Below are 25,226 nucleotides of genomic sequence, written 5' to 3' on the forward strand. Positions count from 1 at the left end.
CCGTTTTAGCTCAGCTGGGACTTGACCTCAGCGGACAGGCGCTTGCCATCCGCCTGGCCGGCGGCCTTGGCATTGGCCGCCTTCATTACTGCACCCATCTGCTTCATGGTGGGTGCTTCGCCGTTTTCGGCCTCAACCTCCGCGATAGATTCCTTCACCAAAGCCTGCAGCTCGGACTCGTCCAGCTGGCGGGGTTGGTAGGCCTCGAAGAAGGGGACGTCGGCAAGCTCGGCTTCCGCCAGCTCCGGACGGCCGTTGTCCTCATAAACCTCGGCGGACTCGCGGCGCTTTTTGATTTCGCGCGCAATCACCTTGAGGATATCGGCGTCCTCCAGCTCATGCCGGGAACCATTGGTCTCCTCGGCCTGGATGGCGGCCAGCAAGGCGCGGATGGCGCTGGTGCGCTGCTTCTCCTTCGCCTTCATTGCGGTTTTCAGATCTGCACGGATGGTTTGCTTTAGCTCGCTCATGCCTATCAATGTACGCCAGGTAGTGTGGTAGCCGTGAAACTTTTACGTATTCTTGGCGGCCTCACCGCTGCCGGCCTGGGCGCCGCGGCATGGGGCTATAGCGAACTGACCAAATTCGAGCTCAAGGAATATACGCTCCCCCTCCTGCCCAAGGGCACGCTGCGCGGTAAGCCGGAATTTCGGCTGCTGCATCTGTCCGATCTGCATATGATCCCCGGCCAGGAGACCAAGATTGCCTGGGTTTCTGCCCTCGACGCCCTAGAGCCGGACCTCGTGGTCAACACTGGCGATAATCTCTCCGATCAGCGGGCCGTTCCCGATACGTTGCGCGCTCTCGGCCCGTTGCTGGCCCGCCCCGGACTCTTTGTTTTTGGCACCAATGACTACTGGGCGCCGCAGCCGGTTAATCCCTTCAAGTACCTGCTGGGCAAAAAGCGCGAGCCCTCCTATGTGGACTTGCCGTGGCGCGGTATGCGCGCCGCCTTCTTGGAGCACGGCTGGCGCGATGCCAACCAGGCTCGGCATGAATTCAAGGTAGGCAATGTCCGCCTTGCCGCCGCCGGCGTGGACGATCCGCACCACGATCTGGATGACTACTCCGAAATCGCCGGCCCGCCCAACGAGGACGCCGACTTGTCCCTGGCGCTCCTCCATGCCCCCGAGCCCCGCGTGCTGGAGAAGTTCGCGGACGACGGCTACCAACTCTCGCTGTCTGGCCACACCCACGGCGGCCAAATTTGCCTGCCCGGCTCCCGCGCACTGGTAACCAATTGCGGCATCGACCGCGACCGCGTGCAGGGGCTCCACGACTTCGGCCCGATGAAGATGCATGTCTCCAATGGCCTGGGCACCTCCAAATTCGCCCCGGTGCGCCTTTTCTGCCGCCCTTCCGCCACTCTGCTGAAAATCACCGAGGTGGACTAAACCCAGCCACCTGCCGTTTTGTTGATTGCGCTCAGCTTGCGTTAAAGTATCCAGGTACCGCTTTTCAAGGCGGAACGCCGGGATATGGCGCAGGTTGGTAGCGCGCTTCGTTCGGGACGAAGAGGTCGCAGGTTCAAATCCTGTTATCCCGACCAATAGCCCGCAGCTTTGCTGCGGGCCTTTTTCGTTATTACGCCAGCATTCCCGTAAATAGCGCCACGGCAACCAAGATGGCGGAGAAAATCCACGCAATTGGGAAAGCCAGCTTGAGGTATTTACCCATCTGACCTTCCGCAAGTCCCAGCGCCAGCCACAATGCAGGAGAGAAGGGCGAGACAAAGGTGCCCACCACGTTGCCGATAATGAGCGCGCAGGCCGCACCCATGCCGCTGACCCCAAAGCTTTCAACAGTTCCTTGAACAATAGGAAGCACTGAGAAGTAATAAGCATCCGTCGAGGTCAACAAATCAAGCGGCACACCGAAGAAGCCCACGATCACATGGAGGTGCGGTGCGACGCCCTCTGGTAGAACGTTTACTAGCGTCAGTGCGATTTCCTCAAGCATTTTGGTTTCATTGAGGACACCCAAGAACATCGCGGCTGCAAGGATAACGCCTGCCATGGCCAAGGCATTGGGCGCGTGCCGTCGCAGGGCCTCGCCCTGCTCCATGGGACCGCTGAAGTTAATAGCCAGAGTGATGGTCGTGGCAATGAGAAAGGCTGGGGCGGGCGGGACTACGCCCGAGAGCAAGGCCACTAGGACTGCAAGTGCAACGATGATATTGACCACGGTTACCCAGCGCCCTGTGCGGATGTGGTAGCCCAATTTATGTTGTTCACGCACCTGTGCAGCAGCGAATTCATCGGCCAATGCGTTAACGTCCACTGCAGTACCGCCTGCACATTCGCCGCTTTCACGCAGCCCCGCAACGCGGCGCTGTTCCCACCACCCCAGAAGCGCAGCCAAGAGGAATACCAGCACAATCGCCACGCCTTGAATAGGCAGGAGTTGCACCCAGATGGCATTGGGCTCCTGATCGACCACAGCACCGGCGCGGCCCAGCGGGCCGCCCCAAGGAACCATGTTCATGACCGAGGCGGCCATCGCCACAATGGTAATGAGCACGTAGCGCGACATGTTCAGCGCACGGTAGAGCGGTAACAGGGCCGGGATGGTGATGAGGAAGGTAGTAGAACCCGATCCATCAAGGTGCGCCACCACACCAATCGCCGCAGTGCCCAGCGTTACGGCCATGATCCTTCCCCGGGTGGCCTTGATGAGCGCGCGAATGACTGGGGTAAACAGGCCGACGTCTTGCAAAATGCCGAAGAAGATAATGGCGAAGATAAACATCACCACGACGTTGATGACGGAATTTAAGCCCTCGCTGAAAAAGTCAGATATTTCACCTAGACCAAATCCACATATTAAGGCGCCAACCACGGGTACCAGCGTCATGGGGATAATGGGATTTACTCGGCCGCGGATCAAAATTCCCACCGTCACGAAAATGATGATGAGGCCCATGGCCGTGAGCCCGAGCGGGGTCTGCATAGTGCTCCTTCAAAAGTCGACAACTCACCATGTCCTACGCTACGAATACAAGCGAGTGTGACTCAGATTAAACCCCCGGCTATCGACAACGCCACTACCACCCCCAAAGTCCACACCGATTTAAATTGAATTACCTATAGATAATCGCCACCACGAAGCAGTTCGCAATGCCTGAAAAAGTCCCACTGCAGCAAAAGCATTCTGGGAATTACACGGATTTTTCCGCAAAAATTGCAGCTAGACCCCCACATATGGGAAACGACGCGGTGCCCCTACAGCGCCGCGTCGTCCCTATTCCCTATCACTCACAACGGATTGGAGAAACCGTTCGCCTACCCCCTAAGTAGGCTTTGTGAGCAAGACCAACTGTAGCACTCGCGCAATGCAAACGGTAGCGCGAATCAAAGTTCCCAGCTTCCACCAATATTTTCTATTCTTAGGTGTGTTTTTTCAGACTTAATGAACCGTAGGTTTGGTTTTTCCTGTGGATGGAGCCCACCACTTTGCACTCAGCCCAATGAGAGTGATGGCGAGCAATACCGCAACGCCGGTCCACAGGATGGCCGGCTCGCCTTCGTTGCCCGCCGTTGTGACGGCCGCGGTAGTCCAATTCAGCGGCAAAAGATTAGAAACAATCTGCCAAATCTTAGAAACACCGGCAATTGCCGCGGATTTCCACAGCCATCCCACCAGCGCGGTCTGGCCGATGCCAAACAGCGCCGCGAGGATGCTGCCGGCAGTAATGCCGCATAGCCCGAGTAGGCCGCGGGTGATGGCCGCCATGGACAGCGCGCCCAGAAGGAGCGCCGCGCCGGCCCACACCGCCGCCACAGGGGTAAATCCGGTGGCAAGCACAAAGAGGAGGATTTCCCCGATGGCGACCGCGGCCAGCGTGCCGCCGAGGACTGTCAACCATGGGCGGAATCCCATCTGCCATGCCACACCGGCCGCGGCGCCTGCGAGCAAGACCAGGGCGGAGACCAGCATCGCCACGATAGGGCTGAGCAGATGTGCCGGGCCGTCGGTCGCGGTATGCGCTGGCGGCAGGGCACGCTGAATTTCACCCACATTGATCTGGTTTTGGGCCGCCATGGTGGAGAGCTTGCCGGCGCCGTCATCAAGCTTGTCCACGCCCTCCTGCGCCTCACCAACGCGCTTGTTCAGCTCCGCGATGCCCTCGTTAAGCTCCTGCGCACCGGATACGGCCTGGTTCACGCCATCGTGATAGGCATAGCCGTTGACCGCCAACTGATTGGATAGATCGCGCGATCCGTCCTTGAGCTTCTTGAGCTGATCGGTCACCGAATTATCCAGGCGGAAATTATTCACCTGCGCACGGAGATCGCCCAGCTGCGAGCGAATTTCCTTCGCTTCCTTGGACTTATTTCCTTCCAGGTCGCGCATCGTGCCATCGATGGCCTGCAGAATCTGCCCCTGGACAGCACCGAGGCCCACCACCTGGTCCACGGCACCGCCGACACCATTGGCCAACTCCGTTGCACCGCCACCGAGCGTATTAGTTCCGGACTGCAGCTGAGTGAGACCGGCCACCAATTCTTGGGAGCCCGTCGCCAGCTTGTCGACGCCCCCTCCGAGCTCATCCGCCCCCTTATTCAGCTCACCCGTGCCGTCATCAAGCTGCGTGGCACCCGATTTAAGCATGCTCGCCTGTGCCTGCGCGCGGCTGGCCGCCTCGGCGGCTTCCTTCACCTCTGGCGAGGCGGAATTTTCCCGCGGAGCTCCAAACGGCTGCGCGGCGCTAGACCAGGTGTGGGCGGGTTCCCACTGCGCAAGGCCCGCCACCGCAGCCCCGATAATGAGCGGCAGGGCAAGCAGGAGGATCAAGAGGACGCTGCGCCACCGGGAGGGGGACGCAGCGTCTGGGGAGGCAAGGCGTGAGGTCATAGTATTGAACCTATCCTTGCAGGTCACTCCCCTGTTGCAGGCGCGCCGAGCACCCCCGCAATGGCAGTTCCTCTACGATATATGGCATGTCCCACAATTATTCCCTAGCCCCTTCCCGCTACCTCGCCGCCGCGGCCATCGCGCCGCTGTGTTTCAGCCTTGTTGCCTGCTCCAACGATGCCGATACGTCCGCAGAACCGGAGTTCTCCGACGCCACCGCCGCAAGCTCCTCGGCCACGGAGACCTCGTCCGAAGAAACCACGAGCGAGCCCGCAACTTCGGAAGCCGAAGACACCGCCACCGAGACTGTGGAGGCCGAGCCTACTTCTGCGGCGGCAGCTCCCGCTGAGGAGACCGCAGAATCCGCCAACGAGGAGAGTGCAGCCCCGGCCGCCGTACCCGCCGACACCGGCCGCGGCGATTGCTCCCCAGAAGCGCTACAGCCCGCAGCTCCCACCATGACCAACATCCGAGTCAATAATTGCGATGGCCAGTGGGCCCACTTTGGCAAAGACAGCACGGATTGGACTGCCTGGGCACGCTACGAGGGCGGCCAGTGGGTAGCCATTGAATCCATTGGCACGACAACCTCCGGCCTGGCCGCCCCGTGCTACGACGTGGATAAGTGGGCCGCTGAGGGCGCTCCCGCCTTTGTTACGGAAAAGATGCGCCGCTGCGACTAGCCGCACAGCAAGAAACCGCCCCCATACCGTGCAGTAAAGCAACTCGGTACGGGGGCGGCGTCGTTAGCACACAGGTGCTGCCGGGGAAAGATTACTTCTTCTCGGCGTAGACCTCGCGAACGCGCTGGCCAAGGGCTGGGTGCACGTTGGTCCAGTATTCGTAGACGCGCTCCTCGGTCTCCTCGGATACACCAGCCATCGCGTTGGTGATATTGGTGACCAGGCGCTCCTTGGCGGCATCGTCATAGACGTTCTCGTACAGGTCGCGCGCCTGCACGAAGTCATCGTCCTCGGCGTGGCGAACGTACGGTGCACGCACCAGGTCGCTGCCGTGAGACTCCGGATTGATGTAGAGCTCCGCCGCGGTGGTGGTCTCGAGCTGGGAGCGGTCGTTTACAGCGGCGTCGTCAAGCACGCCCGTGCCCTTCTCATAGCGGTTGGGCGAATAAACCGGATCCTCCGGAGCGTTGAAGAGGTACTGCATCGGGCCCTCATGCTCATAAGTATTGACCTGGTCCACATTCTGCGGCTGGTTGACCGGCAGGTGCTTATAGTTCGGTCCGATGCGGTAGCGCTGCTGGTCAGCGTAAGCGAAGACGCGAGCCTGCAGCATCTTGTCTGGGGATAGGCCAACGCCCGGCACAATATTGGACGGGTCGAGCGCCACCTGCTCAATCTGGGCAAAGAAGTTACGTGGATTGCGGTTGAGGACGAAGTAGCCCACATCATGCAGCGGGTAGTCCTTCTTAGACCAGACCTTGGTCAGGTCGAAGGGGTTGAAGCGGTAATTCTCCGCCTCATCCAGCGGCATGATCTGCACCTTCACGTCCCAGATCGGGTAGTTGCCTTCCTCGATGGCATTGTAGAGATCCTCGCGGTGGCAATCCGGGTTCTGGCCGGCGGTGGTAGTGGCCTCTTCATCGGTGAAGTTCTCCACGCCCTGGCGGGACTTGAAGTGGTACTTGACCCAGAAAGCCTCGCCTTTCTCATTGACCCACTGGAAGGTATGGGAGCCGTAGCCATTCTGGTGGCGGGTGGACTTCGGGGTGCCGCGGTCACCCATCAGATAGGTGACCTGGTGTGCAGATTCCGGGTTGCGGGTCCAGAAGTCCCACTGCATATCGGCATCGCGCAGGCCATTGGTGCCCAGGCGCTTCTGGGAGTGGATGAAGTCTGGGAACTTAATGCCATCGCGGATGAAGAAGACCGGGGTGTTATTGCCCACGATGTCGAGATTGCCTTCTTCGGTGTAGAAACGCAGGGCAAAGCCGTGCACATCGCGCCAGGTATCCGGGGAGCCTTGCTCGCCGGCCACGGTGGAAAAGCGGCCCATCATCGGGGTAACGGTGCCCTTCTGGAAGACCTTGGCCTTGGTATAGGCAGAGACATCTTCCGTGATGTGCAGCTCGCCGAAGGCGCCGTGACCCTTAGCGTGCGGCGTGCGCTCCGGCACGCGCTCGCGGTTGAAGTGCGCGAGCTTTTCAATGAGGTGGATATCATTCAGCGCCACCGGGCCCTGCTGGCCGGCGGTCACCGAGGTGTTTTCGGACGGCACCGGCTGGCCCGAGGGGCGGGTGGTATTTCCCTTGCCAGCGGCGCGCTGGCCCTTGTTCAGGATGTCATCAGCGGTAAATTCACTCATTCTTGCCTCCTGGCAATTCGCGGTCAGTTCCCTCCAGTGTGGCAAAACTTTGCACGGTTGTCAGGGCTCGCCAAAGAGAGTAAGAGGTGCTGGTAGATTCATTCAGGTGACTCACCACTCCGCAGCAGACGACGCCCGCGTCACCGACCTTGCCCTTCGGGCCGGTCGCGGCGACCGCGCGGCACTGACGGAGTTTATCAAGGCCACCCAGGATGATGTGTGGCGTTTGCTGGCGCACTTGGGCGGGCCCGAGGGGGCTGACGATCTCACCCAGGAGACCTATCTGCGCGTCATCAGCGCCTTGCCGCGGTTTGCGGCGCGGTCCTCCGCGCGCACGTGGCTGCTCTCCTTGGCCCGGCGCGTGTGGGTGGATAATATTCGCCACGATATGGCCCGGCCGCGAAAGTCTGCCACCGAGTACGAAGACGCGATGGGTGCGGCGCCGGAAGACTCCGCGGCGTGGAGCGACTGGATCGATGCCCGTACGCTTATCGACGCCCTCCCGGCCGACCGCCGCGAAGCCCTCATCCTTACCCAAGTGCTGGGCTATACCTATGAGGAGGCGGCCAAGATTGCTGGCGTGCGCGTGGGCACCATCCGCTCCCGCGTGGCGCGCGCCCGCAAGGATCTCATCGCGGGGACAGGGTAATACCCCCAAATAGTCCCCTGGGCTTGCGGAGTTAATTTCACTCCCAAATTGTTACGCTCTGGTTACCTTGTGCCCCACGGGCCCCAAATTTTGGCACTTAGCTGCGCTTTACGCGCCACGGCCGGGGTAAATGAGGCCACAGTTGGGGCGATTCTTGCCCGAAATATCTGTCCGATGTGTGGTTTATTAGACGTGTACACACGTGATAAATCGACCGTCGATCCGGGCCCGCGCGATACCAATGCCGGGCCCGGCGCGTGTGAGTAAGAGAGTTTCTCCCTTTCATGTTAAAACGCGCAATCGGAATTTCCATGGCGTTTATCGGCGTCGTCGTGGGCGCAGGCTTTGCCTCCGGCCAAGAGGCCATGCAGTACTTCGTGGCCTTTGGTAACTGGGGCCTGTGGGGCATCGCCCTGGCCGCTGGTTTGATGATGATCACCGGCGTATCCATCCTGCAGCTCGGCTCGTACTTCCAAGCCGAGGAGCATACCGCTGTCTACGACAAGGTCGCATCGCCGTTTACCGCCAAGATTTTGGACTGGTCCACCCTGGTGACCCTGTTCGCCATCGGCTTCGTCATGTTCGCCGGCGGCGGTGCGAATATCAATCAGCAGTTCCCGTCCATCCCAGTATGGGTGGGCGCCACCGCCATGCTGATTTTGGTGCTGATCGTCGGCCTGATGGATGTCGACCGAGTAACTGCGGTCATCGGTACCATCACCCCATTCATCATTATCTTCGTGGTGATTGCCACCGGCTACACCATCTTGAATGCGGACGTTGATTTCTCTGCCATGAATGACTGGGCGGTCAATAATGTTGATACCTCGCTGCCTAATTGGTGGCTAGCCGCACTGAACTACACCGGCCTGAACGTGATGACGGCAGTATCCATGTCCATCGTCATTGGCGGTAACTTCCTGGATAACCGTGCAGTTGGCGTCGGTGGCCTCATTGGCGGCCTGCTCTATCTCATCCTGTTGGCACTGTTGGTCTTCGCCCTCTTCTTCGAGGCAGAGACCGTCAACGGCCAGGACATGCCGGTACTGAGCCTGATTACCAGCATCCACCCAGTCTTGGGCGTGCTGATGACCTTTGTCATTTACGGCATGGTCTTTAATACCGCCATCGGCATGTTCTACGCGCTGGGCAAGCGCTTGACCCGCAATAACCCCAAGCGCTTCTACCCGGTTTATGCCGGTGCCTGCATCATCGGCTTCATCTTGTCCTTCGTGGGCTTCCAGGCCTTGGTCAGCAACGTCTACCCGATCCTGGGCTACCTCGGACTGCTGATGATCGTGGTAATGGTCTTCAACCGCATCAAGAACGGTAGCAAGCTCGCGGACGAGTCCGACCGCCGCATGCGCGCCCACGAGCTGGTGTCCCGTCGTCTGGATCCGCGCAAGCGCTTTACCAAGAAGAACGAGCGCGAGCTGCGCAAGCTGGCTGCAGCATCCAATATGGAAACCACCGAGTTCGTCACCAATATCGCAGAAGAGATCCACGACGAGCTCGAAAATGATGATGATATTGAGTATGACCGCGAAGATCCGGAGCCGTCCGTGACCTACGTGCAGCACACCAAGCCGGAGGTCCCTTCCGTGGATAGCGACCTCGACTTTGGCAAGAAGGATTCCGCGGCGGGTAGCGCCAAGGGCACCGGCACCGGAACTGCTAAGCCGGTCTCTGAGAACTAACTCCTCCGCCTGCAGCGCAAAAGCTCGGCGCCCCCTTTCCCGTAGCTAGGAAGGAGGCGCCGAGCTTTTTATTGTGCCTTGCGGCGCACTGGTGTGGGCTTAGACGAGCAGCTCTGCAATCTGGATGGTGTTAAGAGCAGCACCCTTGCGCAGGTTATCGCCGGCGACAACGAGCACGAGGCCCTTGTTATCGTCTACCGTCTGGTCTTGGCGGATGCGGCCGACCAAGGACTCGTCGATGCCGGTAGCGGCGAGCGGAGTGGGGACGTCGGCAAGCGTAACGCCCGGAGCGCCACCCAAAAGCTCGGTGGCCTGCTCTGGGGTAATGGGTTTATCGAACTCGGCGTGAATGGTCAGGGTGTGGCCGGTGAAGACCGGGATGCGCACGCAGGTGCCCGCTACCTTCAGCTCCGGAATGTCCAGGATCTTGCGGGATTCGTTGCGCAGCTTTTGTTCCTCGTCGGTCTCCAGAGAGCCATCATCAACGAGGTTGCCAGCCATCGGCAGGGCGTTATAGGCGATAGGTGCCACGTACGGGCCAAAGTCTTCGTCATTGAGCGCGGAGCCATCGTGGACCAAGCCCACATTGTGCTCACCAACGGAATAGACCTGCGCGGCCAAAGTCTGCACGCCAGCCAGACCGGAGCCGGACACCGCCTGGTAGGAGGACACGTGGAGCTTATTCAGACCAGCGGCGTCGTGGAGGACCTTGAGCACCGGCATGGCGGCCATGGTGGTGCAGTTCGGGTTCGCGATGATGCCCTTCGGGGTGTTCTTGGCTGCCTCGGGGTTGACCTCGGAAACGATGAGGGGAACCTCTGGGTCCTTGCGGTAGGCCGAGGAATTATCCACCACGGTCGCGCCGGCCGCGGCGAATACCGGGGCCCACTGCTGAGAGGTGGAGCCACCGGCGGAGAACAAGGCAATATCGACATCGGCAACGGATTGCTCGGTGACCTCAGCAAGGTCTTCTACGGTAATCTGCTCGCCGCGAAATTCCAGCTCGGTGCCAGCGGAGCGAGACGAGGCGAAAAAGCGCACCTTATCCGCCGGGAAATTGCGTTCTTCCAAGATGGAGCGCATAACGCGGCCGACCTGGCCGGTAGCGCCTACGACTGCAACAGTGGTCATGACTTAAAAATCCTCTGTAGTTGCTTTTGGGTATTTAACGTCCGGTTCCAGCATAAACCGTGGCTTCTTCTTCGCCACCAAGCTGGAACTTATCGTGCAGCGCACGAGCTGCCTTGTCCAGGTCAGCCTCGCGGGTGAGCACGGAGATGCGGATTTCGGAGGTGGAGATGAGCTCCATATTGACGTCAACGTCGCGCAGGGCCTCGGTAAACTCGGCGGTAACGCCCGGGTGGGACTTCATACCGGCACCGACGAGGGAGACCTTGCCCACTTGGTCGTCGTAAAGCACATTGGCCCAGCCGCCCTCGGACTTCAGCTTGGTCAACAGCTCCATGGCGCGTGGACCGTCAGCACGCGGGCAGGTGAAGGTGATGTCGGTGGTGCCATCCTCCAGGGAGGAGACGTTTTGCAAGACCATGTCAATATTGATCTCTGCATCGGCAATGACACGGAAAACCTTCGCTGCCTCCCCGGGGCGGTCCGGGATTCCAAGGACGGTGACCTTTGCCTCGGACTTATCGGTTGCTACACCAGTGAGTACTGCTTCTTCCACAGGGATATCCTCCATTGATCCGGTCACTAGGGTGCCGGGGTCATTTGAATAAGACGAGCGAACTCGCAAGGGTACATTGAACGCGCGGGCATATTCCACGCTGCGCAGAACCAAAATTTTGGAACCTACCGCGGCCATCTCCAGCATCTCCTCGAAAGAGAGCTTCTCTAGCTTCTGCGCGTCTGGGACGATGCGCGGGTCTGCGGTATACACGCCATCGACATCGGAATAGATCTCGCACACGTCCGCATTCAGCGCGGCGGCTAGCGCCACCGCGGTGGTATCGGAACCGCCGCGGCCCAGCGTGGTGACATCGCGCGATTCCTTATTAACTCCCTGGAATCCGGCGACGATGCAGATCTTGCCCTCATCGAGAGCTTCGGTCAGGCGGCCTGGGGTAACGTCCACGATGCGGGCATTGCCGTGGCGCTCGGTGGTGAGCACGCCGGCCTGGGAGCCGGTAAAGGACTGGGCATGGGCCCCCAAGGATTCCACGGCCATGGCCACCAGCGCATTGGAGATGCGCTCGCCCGCGGTCAGCAGCATGTCCATTTCGCGCCGTGGTGGCACGGGGTTGACCTGGGCGGCAAGGTCGAGCAGCTCATCGGTGGTATCGCCCATGGCGGAGCACACCACGACGACGTCATTGCCCTGCTTCTTGGTGGCCACGATGCGCTCCGCAACGGCGCGAATGCGGTCTGCGGATTCGAGGGATGAACCGCCATATTTTTGCACGATCAGGGCCACGGTAAGGATGCCGCCTTTCGTCTTTCAAGGCACCCCTGGCGCGCGCGTCCGCACACCGCCAGAAATACCTGTCGGTCATTAGTCAAATACCCATGCTACCCCGCAGGGGCCTAGTCCTCATCATAATTCCTAGACAATGCTTGCTTTTTATTCACACACCCCGAGCGTAAAGCGCGCCATGCGCCGGCCGTCCCCCCATAGAGAAAAACGCGCGCCATGCAGCGCAGAATATGCATATAACAGGAATCTTTACTACCGTTGAGCGGGTGTTAAGCAACCTCCTCGCCATCTTTTTCGCGCTCGCATCCGCGCTGACGGTTGCTTGGGGCACGGTCGTCCGCCACCGCATTGCCCTCGACGCCGATGATTCGGTCATGCGTGCCGCCATGTCTAACCCCTTGTGGTGGGTGGGCACCGCGGCCGCGATTGGCGCCTACGGCCTGCAGGTTATCGCGCTCGGCTTCGGCACCTTGCTGGTCGTCCAGCCCATCTTGGTGCTGTCCTTGATGTTTACCCTGCCGCTCTCGGCATGGTACTCCGGCCGTAAGATGCCCTTCCACGAGGTTTTCTGGTCCATTGCGCTGACCATTGCGGTGGGCATCATGGTCATCTACGGCCGGCCGGTTGCTGGCAATCCCCGCCCAGAATGGAGCGATTGGTGGCCGGCGCTCCTCATAGGGTTGGCCACCCTCGCAATCCTCGGCGCGGCGGCCGCAAAGCTACCGGATCAGCGCCCCTTGGCATTGGGCACGGCCTGCGGCGTTATTTATGGCTTCGTCGCCCTGCTTTCTAAGGCCGTGGTGGATATTTTCACTCATGAAGGCCTCACCACCCTATTGGCGAGCTGGCAGTTCTACGGCCTCATCGGCCTCGCGCTTACCGGCACGGTGGTACAGCAATATTCCTTCAACGCCGGCCCCCTGGCCCATTCCCTGCCGGCCATGACCATCTTTGAGCCCATCGTGGCCTTCGGCTTGGGATACATGGTCCTGGGAGAGAAATTCCTCATCGATACGGCCGTCGGTTGGGCAATTATGCTCATCGCCCTAACCGTCATGGTGCTGTCCACCATCGTGCTCTCCCGCAGCCCGGTGAGCCAGCGCGGTTAGATGGCCCACTCAAATACGCCGAGCATATAGGCCGAAAACCACGCGCCAAACAGGGCCCAGGCAATAACCGCCACGCTTGCCGACGCCCCCTTTTTCACCCACGGCAACAACACGATCACCGCCGGCAGGAGCAGCCGGGGCCGCGAGTGCATGATGCCATCAGAAAGCAGCACATTGGCCATGAGGACGGCGGAAAATAGCCAGGCCGCCAACGGCAGGCGACGCCATGCCAGCACCAGGCATACCGGGGCAGCGATCATGACACCGGCACTGAGCAGGTAGCCGCCATTGGTGGCCCCAGTCAGCGTCTCCCACAACCACATAGCCGTGGCTTTGCCGCCATCAAAGCCGGAATTCCAATGTTCTTTCTGGATACCAAAATAACCGCCGACATCTTTCAAGTGGCTGCTCGACCACCACAAATAGCCCACCAGCGGCACGACGGAAAACGCCACCGCGGCCCAGGCTCGCCAGTCCTTTCGGGCCCGCAGCAGCACCATCAGTCCAAAGACCGCAACAAGGTCCACCGCGGTAAGGCGCACGAGCCCGGCCACAAAGATATACGCCGCGGCGGCCCACCAGCGCTCGCCCACCAGCGCTACCACCGCCCAGATGGCTAGTGCCCCGAAAAGCGCCTCGGTATACGGCATAGAAAACACGATGGACATCGGCGCGCTAGTTACCACTACGGCGCCGAGCACTTGGGCCCACTTTCCCATGCCCATCTGCGCGGCCAGGACCATCACCCCGGCGGCCAGCGCGATGCTAAAGAGCACGTTGAGCGCGATGGCAGTGCCAGCCTCACCGGTTCCCAAGATGCCGCTTACCGCACGCACCAGGAAGGGAAAGCCTGGAAAGAACGCCATGGTTGTCTCATGGACCGGCCCATCCGTAGAGATATCCGCACCGAAGTACCCGCCGCGGGCGATTTCTACGTAGTGCTTGGCGTCCCACTTATTGAGCAGTCCCCAGAGCTTATCGTCCTGCACGGCGGCCACCGCCGCGAGCACGCCCACGCGCACTGCGGCTCCGATGAGCGCAACGAGCGCGGCAGGCGCCCACAAGGAGCGCAGTAAGGACGACGAGTTGGATGCGGAATGGCGGGCAGTAGACACGAAAGGCATAGTACCGTACCGCCATCGCGTCTCATTGAATGAAATCTCTTGCCACATAGTGAGAGAGCCTGTAGTGTGACCGATATGACACAGCGGATTGACCTACTCCTTATCTGCCGCGGCGGGATTTCGGCCTAAGCACTGGCCAGCGCCCCGTCGCGGAGTCCGGCTACCCAAGCCCAGCTGGCCGTCTCCCCACAGACACCACAGACAAGGAAACCGCACCATGTCCCCCACTGACTCTTTTATCAGCGCCCCTCGCGATATCACCACCCCTAACGGCCCACGCCGCGAGGGACAGCCCGCGTGGAATAAGCAGCGCGGCTCCGCCATGCCCCACGAGCGTTACCAGCCCTTCGCCGTCGAAGTGGAAGACATCGATCTGCCGGACCGCACGTGGCCCAGCAAGAGAATCATGCACGCCCCACAGTGGTGCGCAGTGGATCTGCGCGATGGCAACCAAGCGCTCATTGATCCCATGAGCCCAGAGCGCAAGCACCGCATGTTCGACCTGCTGGTCAAAATGGGCTACAAGGAAATCGAGGTCGGCTTCCCGTCCGCTTCCCAAACGGATTTCAACTTCGTCCGCGAAATCATCGAGGGCAATAAGATTCCCGATGACGTCACCATCCAAGTGCTAGTCCAAGCCCGCGAGCACCTGATCCGCCGCACCTTTGAGGCCTGCGAGGGCGCCAAGAACGTTATCGTGCACTTCTATAACTCCACCTCGAAGCTGCAGCGCCGTGTGGTCTTCCGCAAGGACAAGCCCGCCGTTAAGAAGCTGGCTACTGACGCCGCCGCACTCATCAAGTCCATCGCCGCGGACTACCCCGACACCACGTGGCGCTGGGAATACTCCCCCGAGTCCTTTACCGGCACCGAGCTGGACTTCGCCCGCGAGGTCTGCGATGAGGTAGTAGAAATCATGGATCCCTCCCCGGATAACCCGATGATCATCAACCTGCCCTCTACCGTGGAGATGATCTCGCCCAATGTCTACGCCGATTCCATCGAGTGGATGCACCGCAACCTGGCCCGCCGCGAAGACATCTTGCTCTCGCTGCACCCGCACAATGACCGCGGCGAGGGAATCGCCGCCGCCGAATTGGGCTTTATGGCCGGCGCGGACCGCATCGAGGGCTGCCTATTTGGCAACGGCGAGCGCACCGGCAACGTCGATCTCATCACCCTGGGCCTGAACATGCTCACCCAGGGCGTGGACCCACAGATTGACTTCTCCGATCTTCCGCAGATCCGCGAGACCGTCGAATACTGCAACCAGCTGCGCGTGCCGGAGCGCCACCCCTACGGCGGCGAGTTGGTCTTTACCGCCTTTTCCGGTTCCCACCAGGACGCCATCAACAAGGGCCTCGATGCGCTGGCGGCCACCATCCGCCCCGGCGCGAACAATACCGAGGTCTCGTGGGAAGAACTGCGCGAGGCCATCTGGGAGGTTCCCTACCTGCCCATCGATCCAAAGGACGTGGGCCGCGACTACCAGGCGGTCATCCGCGTCAACTCCCAGTCCGGCAAGGGCGGCGTTGCCTACATCATGAAGACCGACCACGGCATCAATATGCCGCGCGCCATGCAAGCGGAATTTTCCACCGTGGTGCAGGAAATCACTGACTCCGAGGGCGGCGAGGTCAATTCCAAGAATATGTGGGACATCTTCGCCACCGAATTCCTAGACCGCGAGACCCCGCTGGCCTTGGAGGCCTTCCACATGGACAACTCCCCGGCCGCCGACGGTGACGTCGCCGTGACCGCCACGGTGGCCTTCCGCGGGGAAAAATCCACCGTCTCCGGCACCGGCAACGGCCCCATCGCGGCGTATGCCAACGCGCTGGAATCCCTGGGCATCGACTTCGAGGTCATGGAATACTCCCAGCAGTCCCGCTCCGCCGGCGACGACGCCGAGGCCGCCTGCTATATCGCCGCCGACGTTAACCAAAACAAGGTGTGGGGCGCCGGCATCGCCGGATCCACCACGCGGGCTTCCATTAACGCAATTAACTCCGCCGTCAATCGCGCCCTGGCCTAAGCCCGGTCGCCGGTGCTGCACACCAGTGCCGCACCCTGGCGTGGTAGAAGGGTGGGTATGCCTTCTTCTACCTACCTCATTCCGCACCGCGGCTTGGGCGCCGTGCAGGCCCTGCCCGTCTATGGTGCGCAGACGAAGGAAAACCAGGAGTTCACCGTCACCTTGGCGCCCCGCGAGGACGGTGGCCTGGAGGTGCGCACCGACTCCCCCATCGGGCACATCACCAGCGCAGACCGCGCCGAATACCCCGAGATAGATCTACTTTTTCGCGCTGGGCTCACCCCTGCAGCCACAGCCGCGCCGCAGCCCGATGGATCCCTATCCCTGCTGTTGCCGCGGCCGGGCCTCTGCCTGCCGGCCAATAACCCGCCGGCCGGTCCGTGGACGATGCTGGGCTATGCCCCACCCATCAACATCACCGACCTGCCCGCGGATTTAGATATTCCTGCCCACGCGCGCATGCACGTATTGGTGACGCTTTCACCCAGCACCACCGGATCCGGCGCCGATGCTTATTTGGGCCCGCAGTGGGTGGGGCGGCTGGATGGGGTGGACGTCGCCAAGCAGGGCACAACCCTGGCCCATGCCTACCATGCGCCGCGCAGCACCGGCCGCGTGCTCAGCATCTATGCGGGTGCGCCGCTGCCGGATTCAAAGGAGGCCTCGCTTGCCGACGCCACCCCTACCTCCCCCGCCGCCACCGAAACCTTCGAAACCACCAGCTTCCGCGCCGTCAACGTCAATGACTCTGCACCGCGCCGCCAGCAGTGGTGGCCCGCCCTCATTGCCCTACTGGTAATTGCCGCGCTTATCGCCGTACTTATTTTTATTCTGTAGAAACTTTTGGGCAGGATAACACCCCGTTCTCGCCGGTTTGGGAAATTGGAAATCGCCCCTAGCGATGCTTAAAATGCGAAGTAACAATTGTCCGCATGGAAAGGCCCCAATGACTTCGCTGGATTCCGCCACCTACGTGGTCCCTGACCACGGTTTTGGCGTGATCCATAACCTGCCTATTGCGGATGTGTCGCCGGAGATTTTCAGCGACTTGCTCGAATCCACAGCCGCGGAAAACGGTTACCTATCCGCGGAACTCGGACCCCGCACCGCCGAGGAAGGCTTCGCGATTCGGATCGGTGACTCACTTGTGGGCCACCTCAGTTCTGCCGATTCCCAGGCCTATGCCCTCTTTGACTGGATTCTCAGCGCCGGCCTGCACCCACGCGCCACCGCCCATGTGAGCATGACGAATGCCGCTGGGGAAGAATGGCCCACGCTAAACCTGCTCCTGCCGGCGCCGCACCTGTGCATTCCCGCCAATAACCCGCCGGCGCAGCGCTGGACCATGCTGCCCGGCGAGACCACCGCCACGCTGACGGAGTTTTCCAAGGACGTCACCGCCTTTCCGCACACCGACGAGCACTACCTCGTTTCTTTGCGCACCCGCGGTTTCCTGCGCCGCAATACCGTCGACGTCTATATCAATAGCACCTTCTTAGGCTCCCTTCCCCGGGAAGCCGCCCGCGAGATCGCCCCCGCCGTCCTCGACTGCACCAAGACCGGCCGCCTCGCCATTGCCCACGGTTACTTCCACTACAACGCCGATGACCGCCCCGCGCTCACCATTTATGCGCATAACGCCGCCAATAAGCACCACGCGGGCCTAATTTTGGGCGTCGTCGCCGGTGGCACCGCCATCATGTCCGCTGCTACGGCAGCTCGCGCTCAGGCTGCATCCGCTGTCCCCGGCGGCCCCGCTACCGGTGTCTCTACCGCTGGCACCTCCGCAGCCAGCGGTTTCAGCGTCACCTCTGCCGCCGGTGCTGCCGGCGCATCCGGTGCCGTGACCTCGAACCTGCTGGCCGCAGCCGGCGTCGCCGTGCTCGTTGGTGGCGGTGCCACCGTAGCCACCAACCTGCTGAGCGAGGACGAAGCCCTTTCAGACACCAACACGCATTCCACCGCGCCCGCTCCGGAAGACAACCATTCCTCCCTCGATTCTTCCCACTTCGACGGCAATGGCCCCAAGCGCCCCGCGCACCCCGCCACGCCGCGCATCCACGATGCCGGCCCCACCAGCGGTACCTCAGCTCAGCCCCCGCTTGCCGACGCCCCCTCCATTTCGCAGACCACGAAGAAGCCCAGCGCGACGCACTCTCCCCATGCTGACCGCACCCAGGCCCCTGCCGCCGACAACCGACGTGGCCACCACAGCGAACCCCGCGGCGGCCACCACGGCGAGGATTCCCAGGCAATTTCCCGCGCTGCCTCCGCCGCGGCCGCTGCCGCCATGGCCGCAGCAAATGACGTCGCCTCGGCCCCAGCCCCGGAACCGGCACCGGCACCGGCACCGTCTCGGACCACGCCTGCCTCGACGCCATCCTCCAGCTCAGAACCCGCACCCGAGGTAGCAACCAAGGGACCGACCGCAACCTCCTCGTCCTCCCAGTCTGCCAAGCCTTCCGATCTGCCGACCTCAAGCGCGTCTACCTCGGAAAAGACAACTTCCGAGGAAACGACGACTGAAACTACCACCGCAGCCTCGACGGAAAAGCAGACCGCAGAGCCTTCCAGCTCCGCCACCAGTTCTGCCACGAGCGAGCCAACGTCTGAGCCGACCCAGGCTGCAGACCCGTCTACGCCCACCTCAGCGCCTGAGTCTTCGGAACCAAAGCCCTCGGAGTCGACCGCGCCTACGACGACGTCTCCGTTGCTGACCTCGGAGTCCGAGCCTGAGCCGGCGCCGGATACCACTATCCCAGGTTCCGAGCTCGAACCAACGCCAGAGCCGGAGACCACTGCACCTACGACGACGATCCCTGGCTCTGAACTCGAACCCACCCCGAAGCCAGAACCAGAGATCACCGTAGAGCCTGAACCGGCACTGCCTACTACGGACCGCGGCGCACCGGATGAACCGGAGGTGCCCCTGGTACCGCTCGAGCCGGAGGAGCCGCAGCAGTCGGAGGAACCGGGGCGACCTGAAGAGCCCGAGGAGCCAACGACCCCGCCGAAGGTCATCGTCATCGTCACCGAAAATTAAGCGGCGCGCCCTGTCCCCCTGCACGAAATGCGGGATACTACACTGAGTTTAATGAACAACACACCTGGCCCCTCCCCGCAGCACACGCCGGCGTCGGCCCCAGCGCCGTCGCCCGCGACGGTGGCTTCGCGCCACGCGGCCAGGTCCACAGCGCCCAAACCGGGCGCAGAACAGCGACGCGCCCGGCCGCGCCGCGCGGTGCGACCGTCCGGCGAACCGGACGCCGCAAAACCCAAGCCGATACCAAAGCCAAAGCCGCACCCATCTGCCCGCCACGAGCGACCTGCCGCGCCAGAGGCGGCCAACCAGAAGCCACAGCAGCAGCAAGCCGACCTATCCACCGATGCGGCCGACTACCCCTACGTGGCGCTGACCCTTCAGACCACCGGCATCCACCCCAGCACCGGGCGCATCGTGACTATCGACGCCATCGCATTCAACGACGCCGGCGAACAAGGCCAGCTCTTCCACGCCGTCCTCAAGCCCGATATCGATGCCGGCCCGCGCCACCTCCACGGGCTGAGCACCACCGATATTGAGCAGGCACCCGCCTTTGGCAAAATCCTTAAATCGCTGGACAAGCTTATCGATGGCCGCACGCTCATCGTCCACGATCTCCCCTATACCTGGGGCTTTATCGTCGCCGAGGCCCGCCGCGCCATGATGGCCGCCGCCCGCCAAAATCGCGCCCGCAACCGCAGCCGCAACAAGGGCCGCCGGCGCCGCCAAAAGGTCGGACACGTCCCCACACCGGTTCGCATTATCGATACCTTGGCCACCTCTTATGCGCAGCAGGTGCGGTCGAATGATGTGCGTTTAGGGGGCGTCGCCAAGCAGAGCGGCCTGGACGCCACGCCGAAAGCCTCGGTGGAGCGCGCCGGCCGGCCCGAGCCGGAAACCTCACGCGAGAACACCGAGCTGCTCATCGCGCTCTACCGCCAGCAAGAAGGCGGAACTGTGCGCAGCTATGCGCCCGAAGACGTGCGCGCCGATCGCTTCGGCCTGCAACGCTCCCACGTGCGCGTCGACGCCGCCGAGGCCCCCGTCCAGCACCACAATCCCGGCAAATACGAACCGGGCAAGGAGCTGCGCCGTGGCATGGAGATCGTGGTCGCACCGGAAATCCTCGAGGATCCGGACACCATCATCGCCGCGCTCATGCGCGAGGAGCTCAATTATTCGGAAAAGCTTACCCGCGAGTCCTCCCTGGTAGTCTGTAATGTCACCACGGATCTGGTGGGAAAGCCCATGCATGCCCACCGCAAGGGCATTCCGCTGATGTCGGATGCCGCGTTTCTTGACGCCCTCACGCGCATCGAAGACGCCGAGCCCGCACCCGAATCCGCTAAGCCTGCGCCGCGGGCCCAACGCTCACCGCAGCACAACAAAAAGGGCGGCGGTAAGAACAACAAGCGGCGCCGGCGCCGCGGTGGCCGCGGTGGTCGCGGTGGTCGCGGCAGAGGCCGACGAAATTCTGGCGGCTCGGCGGCGAAAAAGAACGACTAAGCCGCCCGCCCGACTACCCTAGGGGACATGAGTTTTAGAGTCCCGGGTGCGCTGAAGAAGTTGCGCACCACCACCGCCACAACCGCCGCGAAGCTGGCCACCACCGCTTCCCGCGCCACCGGCCGTGGCGCCGGCGGAATGATCGGTGGTCTAATTGCCAATGCCATTGACCCTTCCATCATGACCAACCTGGGCGGTGGGCGCCCGGCCGTGCTGGTTACCGGCACCAACGGCAAGTCCACCACCACCCGCATGTTGGCCGCCGCGGTCCGCACCGAGCACACCGTAGCCACCAACGACGGCGGCGACAACATGGACGCCGGCATCATCTCCGCGCTCATGGCCGGCAAGGACGCCTCGCACCTAGTCCTCGAGGTGGACGAGCTCCACGTGCCCCACGTGGCCGATAACCTCAACCCGCAGGCCCTGGTCCTGCTCAACCTCACCCGCGACCAGCTGGACCGCGTGGGTGAAATCAACAAGATTGAGCGCGCACTGCGCGGCGCCGTGGAGGCTCACCCAGACATGCTCGTCATCGCCAATTGCGACGACGTGCTCATGACCTCCGTGGCCTATGACGCCAAGAATGTCATTTGGGTCTCGGCCGGCGCCGGCTGGCTCGGCGATTCCGTCACCTGCCCGCGCACCGGCGGGCACGTCGTGCGCACCGAGGATGACTGGTACGCCGTTAAGCCGCTTGCCGACGGCCGCGAATTCCGCCGGCCGCAGCCTACCTGGGGCGTCGATAAGCGGGGCATCATCACCCCGACCGCCAAGCGTCCGCTGAACCTGGCGCTGCCCGGCCGCGCGAACCGGGGCAACGCCGCCCAAGCCATCGCCGCGGCCGTGCAGGGTTTCGGTGTGGACCTCGATAAGGCCATTGCGGCCGCCGAAGGCATCGACGACGTCGCCGGCCGCTACTCCACCATCCACTGGAAGGGCCGCGAAATTCGTCTGCTGCTGGCCAAGAACCCGGCCGGTTGGCAAGAAGCGCTGTCCATGGTGGACCGCAGCGCCGATGGCCTGGTCATCGCCACCAACGGCCAGGTGGCCGATGGCATCGACATGTCCTGGCTGTGGGACGTGAAATTCGAAGGCTTCAATAGCTTAAGCGTCAAGGCCGCCGGCGAGCGCGGCACCGACCTCGCCGTGCGCCTGGTCTACGCGGATATCTCCCACGAGCTCATCCCAGACCCTATGGACGCGCTCGCCGCCTGTCCGGAGGGCCGCATCGAGGTCCTCGCCAACTACACCGCCTTCCGCGATTTGAAGAAGGCGCTTTCCAAGGAGGCCACCAATGCTTAATATCGGCCTAGTGCTTCCCGACGTCCTCGGCACCTACGGCGACGACGGCAACGCCCTCGTCCTGCGCCAACGCGCCCGCATGCGCGGCTTCGAGGCGGAGATTCACCCCATCCGCTTGGGCGAGCCCGTGCCCGAGACGCTGGATATCTACACCCTTGGCGGCGGCGAAGATACCGCGCAGATCCTGGCCGCGGACCACCTGATTTCCGATGGTGGCCTCACCCGCGCCGCTAACGCCGGCCGCCCCATTTTTGCCATTTGCGCCGGCCTGCAGGTCCTGGGCGAGTCCTTCCGCGCCTCCGGCCGCATCGTCGACGGCGTCGGGCTGCTCGACGCCACCACGGCCGGCATGCAGGACCGCGCCATCGGCGAGGTAGCCTCGAAGCCCACCCGCGCCGGTGTCACCGCGGACCTCACCGAGCCGCTGACCGGCTTTGAAAACCACCTGGGCGCCACCATCCTCGGCCCGTCCGCGCAGCCGCTTGGCACGCTCACCCGCGGCAATGGCAATGCCGACCAGGCCGCCACCGCCGATCTCAGCGACGGCTCCGCCCAGCGCACCTACGAAGGCGCCGTCCAAGGCAGCGTCATCGCCACCTATATGCACGGCCCAGCACTGGCCCGAAACCCGCAGTTGGCGGATCTCCTCCTCGTCCAAGCCATGGGCGTGCCCCTCGCCGACCTCGAGCCGATTGATATCCCGGCCGTCGACCGCCTGCGCGTCGAACGTTTCAACGCCTCCGAGCCCCCGCGCTCCCAAAGATAGGCCCACACCTGTGGATAACTTCGCCCGGCGGTCCCACAACCCCCGAGTTATCCACAGGCTCGGTCGCCACCCCTTGTAGCCGCGTGCCCCCGCCCATAGGCTGCGGGGCATGACGTTATTGGAGCAGCTGGGCGACATCGCTAAGCGCGGCGTGGAACTTCTCGAAGAGGCCCACGCCGCCTCCAGCCTGCCCCTGCCCGCGGACCAAGCGCGCACCCTGCGCCGCACCGCCGCGGCCTTCCTCTCACCCACCAGCCACTCGCGCTACCAATCCCGCGCCCTGGCCGCCGCGCGCCGCAACCAGCACAGCCTGGAGACCCTCGCGCTCATCGCCCGCCGCTCGCGCGGCATTTCTGACCCCACCAAACGCTGGCAATTTCGCGAGAAGCTGTGCGCCACCGCCGGCACCACCGCGCAGGTCTCGCGCGCGGCGACTCGGCTGCTGCGCGAAATCAACCCGCCGCCCGAGCGCGAGGACGGCGGCCGCCGTATCATGCACGGCGAGAAAACTACTCTGAGTTTCACCGGCCCCGCCGCGCAGATGGCCGATATCTGGGCCGCCGCCAAGTCCGACCCGCTGGCCTGGCTCACCGGTTCCCGCGCCGCCGCGCCCGCGACCGTGACCACAAATGTCATCATGGAGCTGCCGGATTACCTGAAAATCCTGACAGGCGACGGCGACGACATCCGCCTCGCGATGACCAATGGCGCGACTATCACCGGCGCCGAACTCGTCCGCCGCACCCTAGCCGGCGCCGGCCTTTTCACGCTCATCCACCCCGAGCGCGGCCCCGTCAATCTCTACCGCACCCGGCATGCCTCCCCTAAGCAGCGTCGCATGCTCGAGGCCGAAGGCGCCCGCTGCGCCTGGCCCGCTTGCCGACGCCCCGCCTCCGAATGCCAAGCCCACCACCTCATCGAATACTCCCGCGGCGGCCTCACCCACCCCGAAAACATGACGCTGCTCTGCCCGTATCACAACTCCATCAACGGCCTGCCGGGCCGCGGCCGGATGGCGCGCATTCGCGGTCGAATCGCTTGGCTCCCGCCCGCCAGCCGGCACAACGCGATGCCTAGCAGCCCGCATAGCAGCATGCATAGCGGCCACAGCGGTATACACAGCAGCGCAGATAACGGGACGGCCAGCAGAGCGCACGGCCCGCCGGTGTTCACCGGCCGCGCGCGAACCGGGCCCACGGCCGCCGTCCCCTAGCCCGCGCTTGCGGATTCCCCGCGTTAAATGGTCAGGCGGCCAGAGAGCGCGCGGGACAAGGTGAGCTCGTCCACGAACTCCAGATCGCCTCCGAGCGGCATGCCGGAGGCCAATCTGGTGATCTTCAAATCAGGGAAGTCGCGCAGCAACCGCACCAGGTATGCGGCGGTGGCCTCGCCCTCGGTATTGGGGTCGGTGGCGAGAATAACTTCGTGGATGGTGGGGGTGGCGTCGTAAAGCGGGGCTTCAGGGGTGGAATCCGCCAGCTCGCGATCCGGCAGCACGCCGCCCAGGCGCTGCAGCAGCGTGGAAATATTCAAATCGCGCGGGCCCACATTCGCCAGCGGATCCAGCGCGCCACCCAAGACGTGGTAGCGGCCCTCATACTCGCCGGTGCGCTCGATGACCTGGATATCCTTCGGCTCCTCCACCACGCATATGGTCGAGGCGTCGCGCTGCGAATTAATGCAGATGCGGCAGACATCCTCGCGGGAAATATTGCAGCAGATGCGGCAGAAGGTCACGCCATCGCGCACCGCGCCCAATGCGTTCTGCAGCCGCTCGATGTCCTCGGGTTCCATGTGCAAAACGTGAAACGCGATGCGCTGCGCCGACTTCGGGCCGATGCCCGGCAGGCGCGAAAACTCGTCGATGAGGTCTTGCAGAGGTCCTTCAAACATCAATTACTCCCAAATCAGCAAAAGGCCGCGGCCCCACCCGGGGCAACGGCCTTTTATCGTATCGCGCGGGCTACTGGTTGCCGCCGAAGACATCCTCAAAAGACGGACCACCCTGGCCGCCCATGCCCTGGGACAGCGGGCCAATCTTTTCCTGTGCCAGGCGGCCGGCCGCAGCGTGGGCCTCCTTGAACGCGCCCATGACCAGATCCTGCAGGGTATCGACGTCCTCTGGGTCCACGACGGACTTATCGATCTGCAGGTCCACGAGCTCGGCGCCGCCGGTCATGGTCACCTTAACCAGGCCGTTGCCCGCTTGGCCCTCGACGTTGGTGGCGAGGATTTCTTCCTGCGCCTTCTGCAGGTCTGCCTGCACCTGCGCGGCCTGCGCGATGAGGTCGTTCATGTCATTTGCCTGCTGCATTGGGTCTTGGTCAGCCATGTTGTTTCCTTTCTAATTCAACTGTAAATTTCGCTACCGCCCGAGTGTAC

Annotated in this window: 21 protein-coding genes and 1 tRNA gene; 13 read left to right on the forward strand and 9 right to left on the reverse strand. The window is 62.6% G+C overall.

All coding sequences use genetic code 11. The features are described 5' to 3' along the window. Nucleotides 1-5 precede the first annotated feature (5 nt). Nucleotides 6-470, reverse strand: coding sequence for a GatB/YqeY domain-containing protein (locus QP941_RS09345; protein ID WP_284868750.1), 465 nt, complete (start codon nt 468-470; stop codon nt 6-8). A gap of 33 nt (nt 471-503) precedes the next feature. On the opposite strand from QP941_RS09345, the gene QP941_RS09350 reads away from it, so the two are divergent. Both QP941_RS09350 and QP941_RS09355 read left to right on the forward strand, forming a co-directional pair. Next, nucleotides 504-1,394, forward strand: coding sequence for a metallophosphoesterase (locus QP941_RS09350; protein ID WP_284868751.1), 891 nt, complete (start codon nt 504-506; stop codon nt 1,392-1,394). Between the two features lie 78 nt (nt 1,395-1,472). Continuing rightward, nucleotides 1,473-1,549 (forward strand) — tRNA-Pro (locus QP941_RS09355). 35 nt (nt 1,550-1,584) lie between these two features. Here QP941_RS09355 and QP941_RS09360 read toward each other — a convergent pair. Further along, nucleotides 1,585-2,949 (reverse strand): CitMHS family transporter, encoded by a 1,365-nt coding sequence (locus QP941_RS09360; protein WP_284766135.1) that lies wholly within the window; start codon nt 2,947-2,949, stop codon nt 1,585-1,587. A gap of 456 nt (nt 2,950-3,405) precedes the next feature. After that, nucleotides 3,406-4,854, reverse strand: coding sequence for a hypothetical protein (locus QP941_RS09365; RefSeq protein ID WP_284868752.1), 1,449 nt, complete (start codon nt 4,852-4,854; stop codon nt 3,406-3,408). An 86-nt stretch (nt 4,855-4,940) separates the two neighbouring features. Between QP941_RS09365 and QP941_RS09370 the strand changes: the two genes are divergently transcribed. Beyond that, on the forward strand, nt 4,941-5,537 hold the full coding sequence (locus QP941_RS09370) for a hypothetical protein (protein ID WP_284769176.1): 597 nt from the start codon (nt 4,941-4,943) through the stop codon (nt 5,535-5,537). A 91-nt stretch (nt 5,538-5,628) separates the two neighbouring features. Here the strand turns inward: QP941_RS09370 and QP941_RS09375 are convergent, their stop codons facing one another. Further along, the gene (locus QP941_RS09375) at nt 5,629-7,179 is read right to left on the reverse strand and encodes a catalase (RefSeq protein ID WP_284769175.1); all 1,551 of its coding nucleotides are present in this window, start codon (nt 7,177-7,179) and stop codon (nt 5,629-5,631) included. A 106-nt stretch (nt 7,180-7,285) separates the two neighbouring features. On the opposite strand from QP941_RS09375, the gene QP941_RS09380 reads away from it, so the two are divergent. Then, complete coding sequence (locus QP941_RS09380) at nt 7,286-7,828, forward strand: RNA polymerase sigma factor (RefSeq protein ID WP_284766139.1); 543 nt, start codon at nt 7,286-7,288, stop codon at nt 7,826-7,828. A 284-nt stretch (nt 7,829-8,112) separates the two neighbouring features. Beyond that, nucleotides 8,113-9,525: a YkvI family membrane protein gene (locus tag QP941_RS09385; protein WP_284868753.1), complete on the forward strand. Its 1,413-nt coding sequence runs from the start codon at nt 8,113-8,115 to the stop codon at nt 9,523-9,525. 99 nt (nt 9,526-9,624) lie between these two features. On the opposite strand, the gene QP941_RS09390 is transcribed toward QP941_RS09385, so the two are convergent. Together QP941_RS09390 and QP941_RS09395 are read right to left on the reverse strand one after the other, a co-directional pair. Then, nucleotides 9,625-10,656 (reverse strand): aspartate-semialdehyde dehydrogenase, encoded by a 1,032-nt coding sequence (locus QP941_RS09390; RefSeq protein WP_284868754.1) that lies wholly within the window; start codon nt 10,654-10,656, stop codon nt 9,625-9,627. Nucleotides 10,657-10,690: 34 nt separating this feature from the next. Further along, on the reverse strand, nt 10,691-11,956 hold the full coding sequence (locus QP941_RS09395) for an aspartate kinase (protein WP_179387282.1): 1,266 nt from the start codon (nt 11,954-11,956) through the stop codon (nt 10,691-10,693). Nucleotides 11,957-12,186: 230 nt separating this feature from the next. Here QP941_RS09395 and QP941_RS09400 point away from each other — a divergent pair, with 230 nt between their 5' ends. Next, nucleotides 12,187-13,065, forward strand: a complete 879-nt coding sequence (locus QP941_RS09400; protein WP_239278454.1) for a DMT family transporter — start codon at nt 12,187-12,189, stop codon at nt 13,063-13,065. On the opposite strand, the gene QP941_RS09405 is transcribed toward QP941_RS09400, so the two are convergent. Then, nucleotides 13,062-14,189, reverse strand: a complete 1,128-nt coding sequence (locus QP941_RS09405; protein ID WP_284868755.1) for a mannosyltransferase family protein — start codon at nt 14,187-14,189, stop codon at nt 13,062-13,064. The genes QP941_RS09400 and QP941_RS09405 overlap by 4 nt on opposite strands. Before the next feature lie 217 nt (nt 14,190-14,406). On the opposite strand from QP941_RS09405, the gene leuA reads away from it, so the two are divergent. The 7 genes from leuA (at nt 14,407) to QP941_RS09440 (ending at nt 24,057) form a co-directional block, all read left to right on the forward strand. Next, nucleotides 14,407-16,224: a 2-isopropylmalate synthase gene (leuA, locus tag QP941_RS09410; protein ID WP_284868756.1), complete on the forward strand. Its 1,818-nt coding sequence runs from the start codon at nt 14,407-14,409 to the stop codon at nt 16,222-16,224. Nucleotides 16,225-16,281: 57 nt separating this feature from the next. Further along, complete coding sequence (locus tag QP941_RS09415) at nt 16,282-17,061, forward strand: hypothetical protein (protein ID WP_284868757.1); 780 nt, start codon at nt 16,282-16,284, stop codon at nt 17,059-17,061. A 109-nt stretch (nt 17,062-17,170) separates the two neighbouring features. Continuing rightward, nucleotides 17,171-19,267 (forward strand): hypothetical protein, encoded by a 2,097-nt coding sequence (locus QP941_RS09420; RefSeq protein ID WP_284868758.1) that lies wholly within the window; start codon nt 17,171-17,173, stop codon nt 19,265-19,267. 198 nt (nt 19,268-19,465) lie between these two features. Further along, nucleotides 19,466-20,773 carry a DNA polymerase III subunit epsilon gene (locus QP941_RS09425; RefSeq protein WP_350309283.1) on the forward strand — a complete coding sequence of 436 codons (1,308 nt, stop codon included), beginning with the start codon at nt 19,466-19,468 and terminating at the stop codon, nt 20,771-20,773. A 27-nt stretch (nt 20,774-20,800) separates the two neighbouring features. Next, the gene (locus QP941_RS09430) at nt 20,801-22,078 is read left to right on the forward strand and encodes a Mur ligase family protein (protein WP_284868760.1); all 1,278 of its coding nucleotides are present in this window, start codon (nt 20,801-20,803) and stop codon (nt 22,076-22,078) included. Continuing rightward, nucleotides 22,071-22,844 carry a type 1 glutamine amidotransferase gene (locus tag QP941_RS09435; protein WP_284868761.1) on the forward strand — a complete coding sequence of 258 codons (774 nt, stop codon included), beginning with the start codon at nt 22,071-22,073 and terminating at the stop codon, nt 22,842-22,844. Before QP941_RS09430 ends, QP941_RS09435 begins: the two co-directional genes overlap by 8 nt. A 109-nt stretch (nt 22,845-22,953) precedes the next feature. Beyond that, the gene (locus tag QP941_RS09440) at nt 22,954-24,057 is read left to right on the forward strand and encodes an HNH endonuclease signature motif containing protein (RefSeq protein ID WP_284868762.1); all 1,104 of its coding nucleotides are present in this window, start codon (nt 22,954-22,956) and stop codon (nt 24,055-24,057) included. A gap of 23 nt (nt 24,058-24,080) precedes the next feature. Here the strand turns inward: QP941_RS09440 and recR are convergent, their stop codons facing one another. Both recR and QP941_RS09450 read right to left on the reverse strand, forming a co-directional pair. Then, nucleotides 24,081-24,737 carry a recombination mediator RecR gene (recR, locus tag QP941_RS09445; RefSeq protein WP_005323161.1) on the reverse strand — a complete coding sequence of 219 codons (657 nt, stop codon included), beginning with the start codon at nt 24,735-24,737 and terminating at the stop codon, nt 24,081-24,083. Nucleotides 24,738-24,807: 70 nt separating this feature from the next. Then, nucleotides 24,808-25,176 carry a YbaB/EbfC family nucleoid-associated protein gene (locus QP941_RS09450; protein WP_005327377.1) on the reverse strand — a complete coding sequence of 123 codons (369 nt, stop codon included), beginning with the start codon at nt 25,174-25,176 and terminating at the stop codon, nt 24,808-24,810. Between the last annotated feature and the right edge of the window lie 50 nt (nt 25,177-25,226).

This window comes from Corynebacterium sp. MSK150 (genome assembly GCF_030229215.1).
Taxonomy (GTDB): domain Bacteria; phylum Actinomycetota; class Actinomycetes; order Mycobacteriales; family Mycobacteriaceae; genus Corynebacterium.

Coding starts and splice junctions, on each gene's coding strand:
- QP941_RS09415 (WP_284868757.1), top strand. CDS start 16,282: ATGCCTTCTTCTACCTACCTCATTCCGCACCGCGGCTTGGGCGCCGTG.
- QP941_RS09440 (WP_284868762.1), top strand. CDS start 22,954: ATGACGTTATTGGAGCAGCTGGGCGACATCGCTAAGCGCGGCGTGGAA.
- QP941_RS09430 (WP_284868760.1), top strand. CDS start 20,801: ATGAGTTTTAGAGTCCCGGGTGCGCTGAAGAAGTTGCGCACCACCACC.
- QP941_RS09435 (WP_284868761.1), top strand. CDS start 22,071: ATGCTTAATATCGGCCTAGTGCTTCCCGACGTCCTCGGCACCTACGGC.
- QP941_RS09450 (WP_005327377.1), bottom strand. CDS start 25,176: ATGGCTGACCAAGACCCAATGCAGCAGGCAAATGACATGAACGACCTC.
- QP941_RS09390 (WP_284868754.1), bottom strand. CDS start 10,656: ATGACCACTGTTGCAGTCGTAGGCGCTACCGGCCAGGTCGGCCGCGTT.
- QP941_RS09375 (WP_284769175.1), bottom strand. CDS start 7,179: ATGAGTGAATTTACCGCTGATGACATCCTGAACAAGGGCCAGCGCGCC.
- QP941_RS09365 (WP_284868752.1), bottom strand. CDS start 4,854: ATGACCTCACGCCTTGCCTCCCCAGACGCTGCGTCCCCCTCCCGGTGG.
- QP941_RS09420 (WP_284868758.1), top strand. CDS start 17,171: ATGACTTCGCTGGATTCCGCCACCTACGTGGTCCCTGACCACGGTTTT.
- QP941_RS09400 (WP_239278454.1), top strand. CDS start 12,187: ATGCATATAACAGGAATCTTTACTACCGTTGAGCGGGTGTTAAGCAAC.
- QP941_RS09345 (WP_284868750.1), bottom strand. CDS start 470: ATGAGCGAGCTAAAGCAAACCATCCGTGCAGATCTGAAAACCGCAATG.
- QP941_RS09370 (WP_284769176.1), top strand. CDS start 4,941: ATGTCCCACAATTATTCCCTAGCCCCTTCCCGCTACCTCGCCGCCGCG.
- QP941_RS09360 (WP_284766135.1), bottom strand. CDS start 2,949: ATGCAGACCCCGCTCGGGCTCACGGCCATGGGCCTCATCATCATTTTC.
- QP941_RS09385 (WP_284868753.1), top strand. CDS start 8,113: ATGTTAAAACGCGCAATCGGAATTTCCATGGCGTTTATCGGCGTCGTC.
- recR (WP_005323161.1), bottom strand. CDS start 24,737: ATGTTTGAAGGACCTCTGCAAGACCTCATCGACGAGTTTTCGCGCCTG.
- QP941_RS09405 (WP_284868755.1), bottom strand. CDS start 14,189: ATGCCTTTCGTGTCTACTGCCCGCCATTCCGCATCCAACTCGTCGTCC.
- leuA (WP_284868756.1), top strand. CDS start 14,407: ATGTCCCCCACTGACTCTTTTATCAGCGCCCCTCGCGATATCACCACC.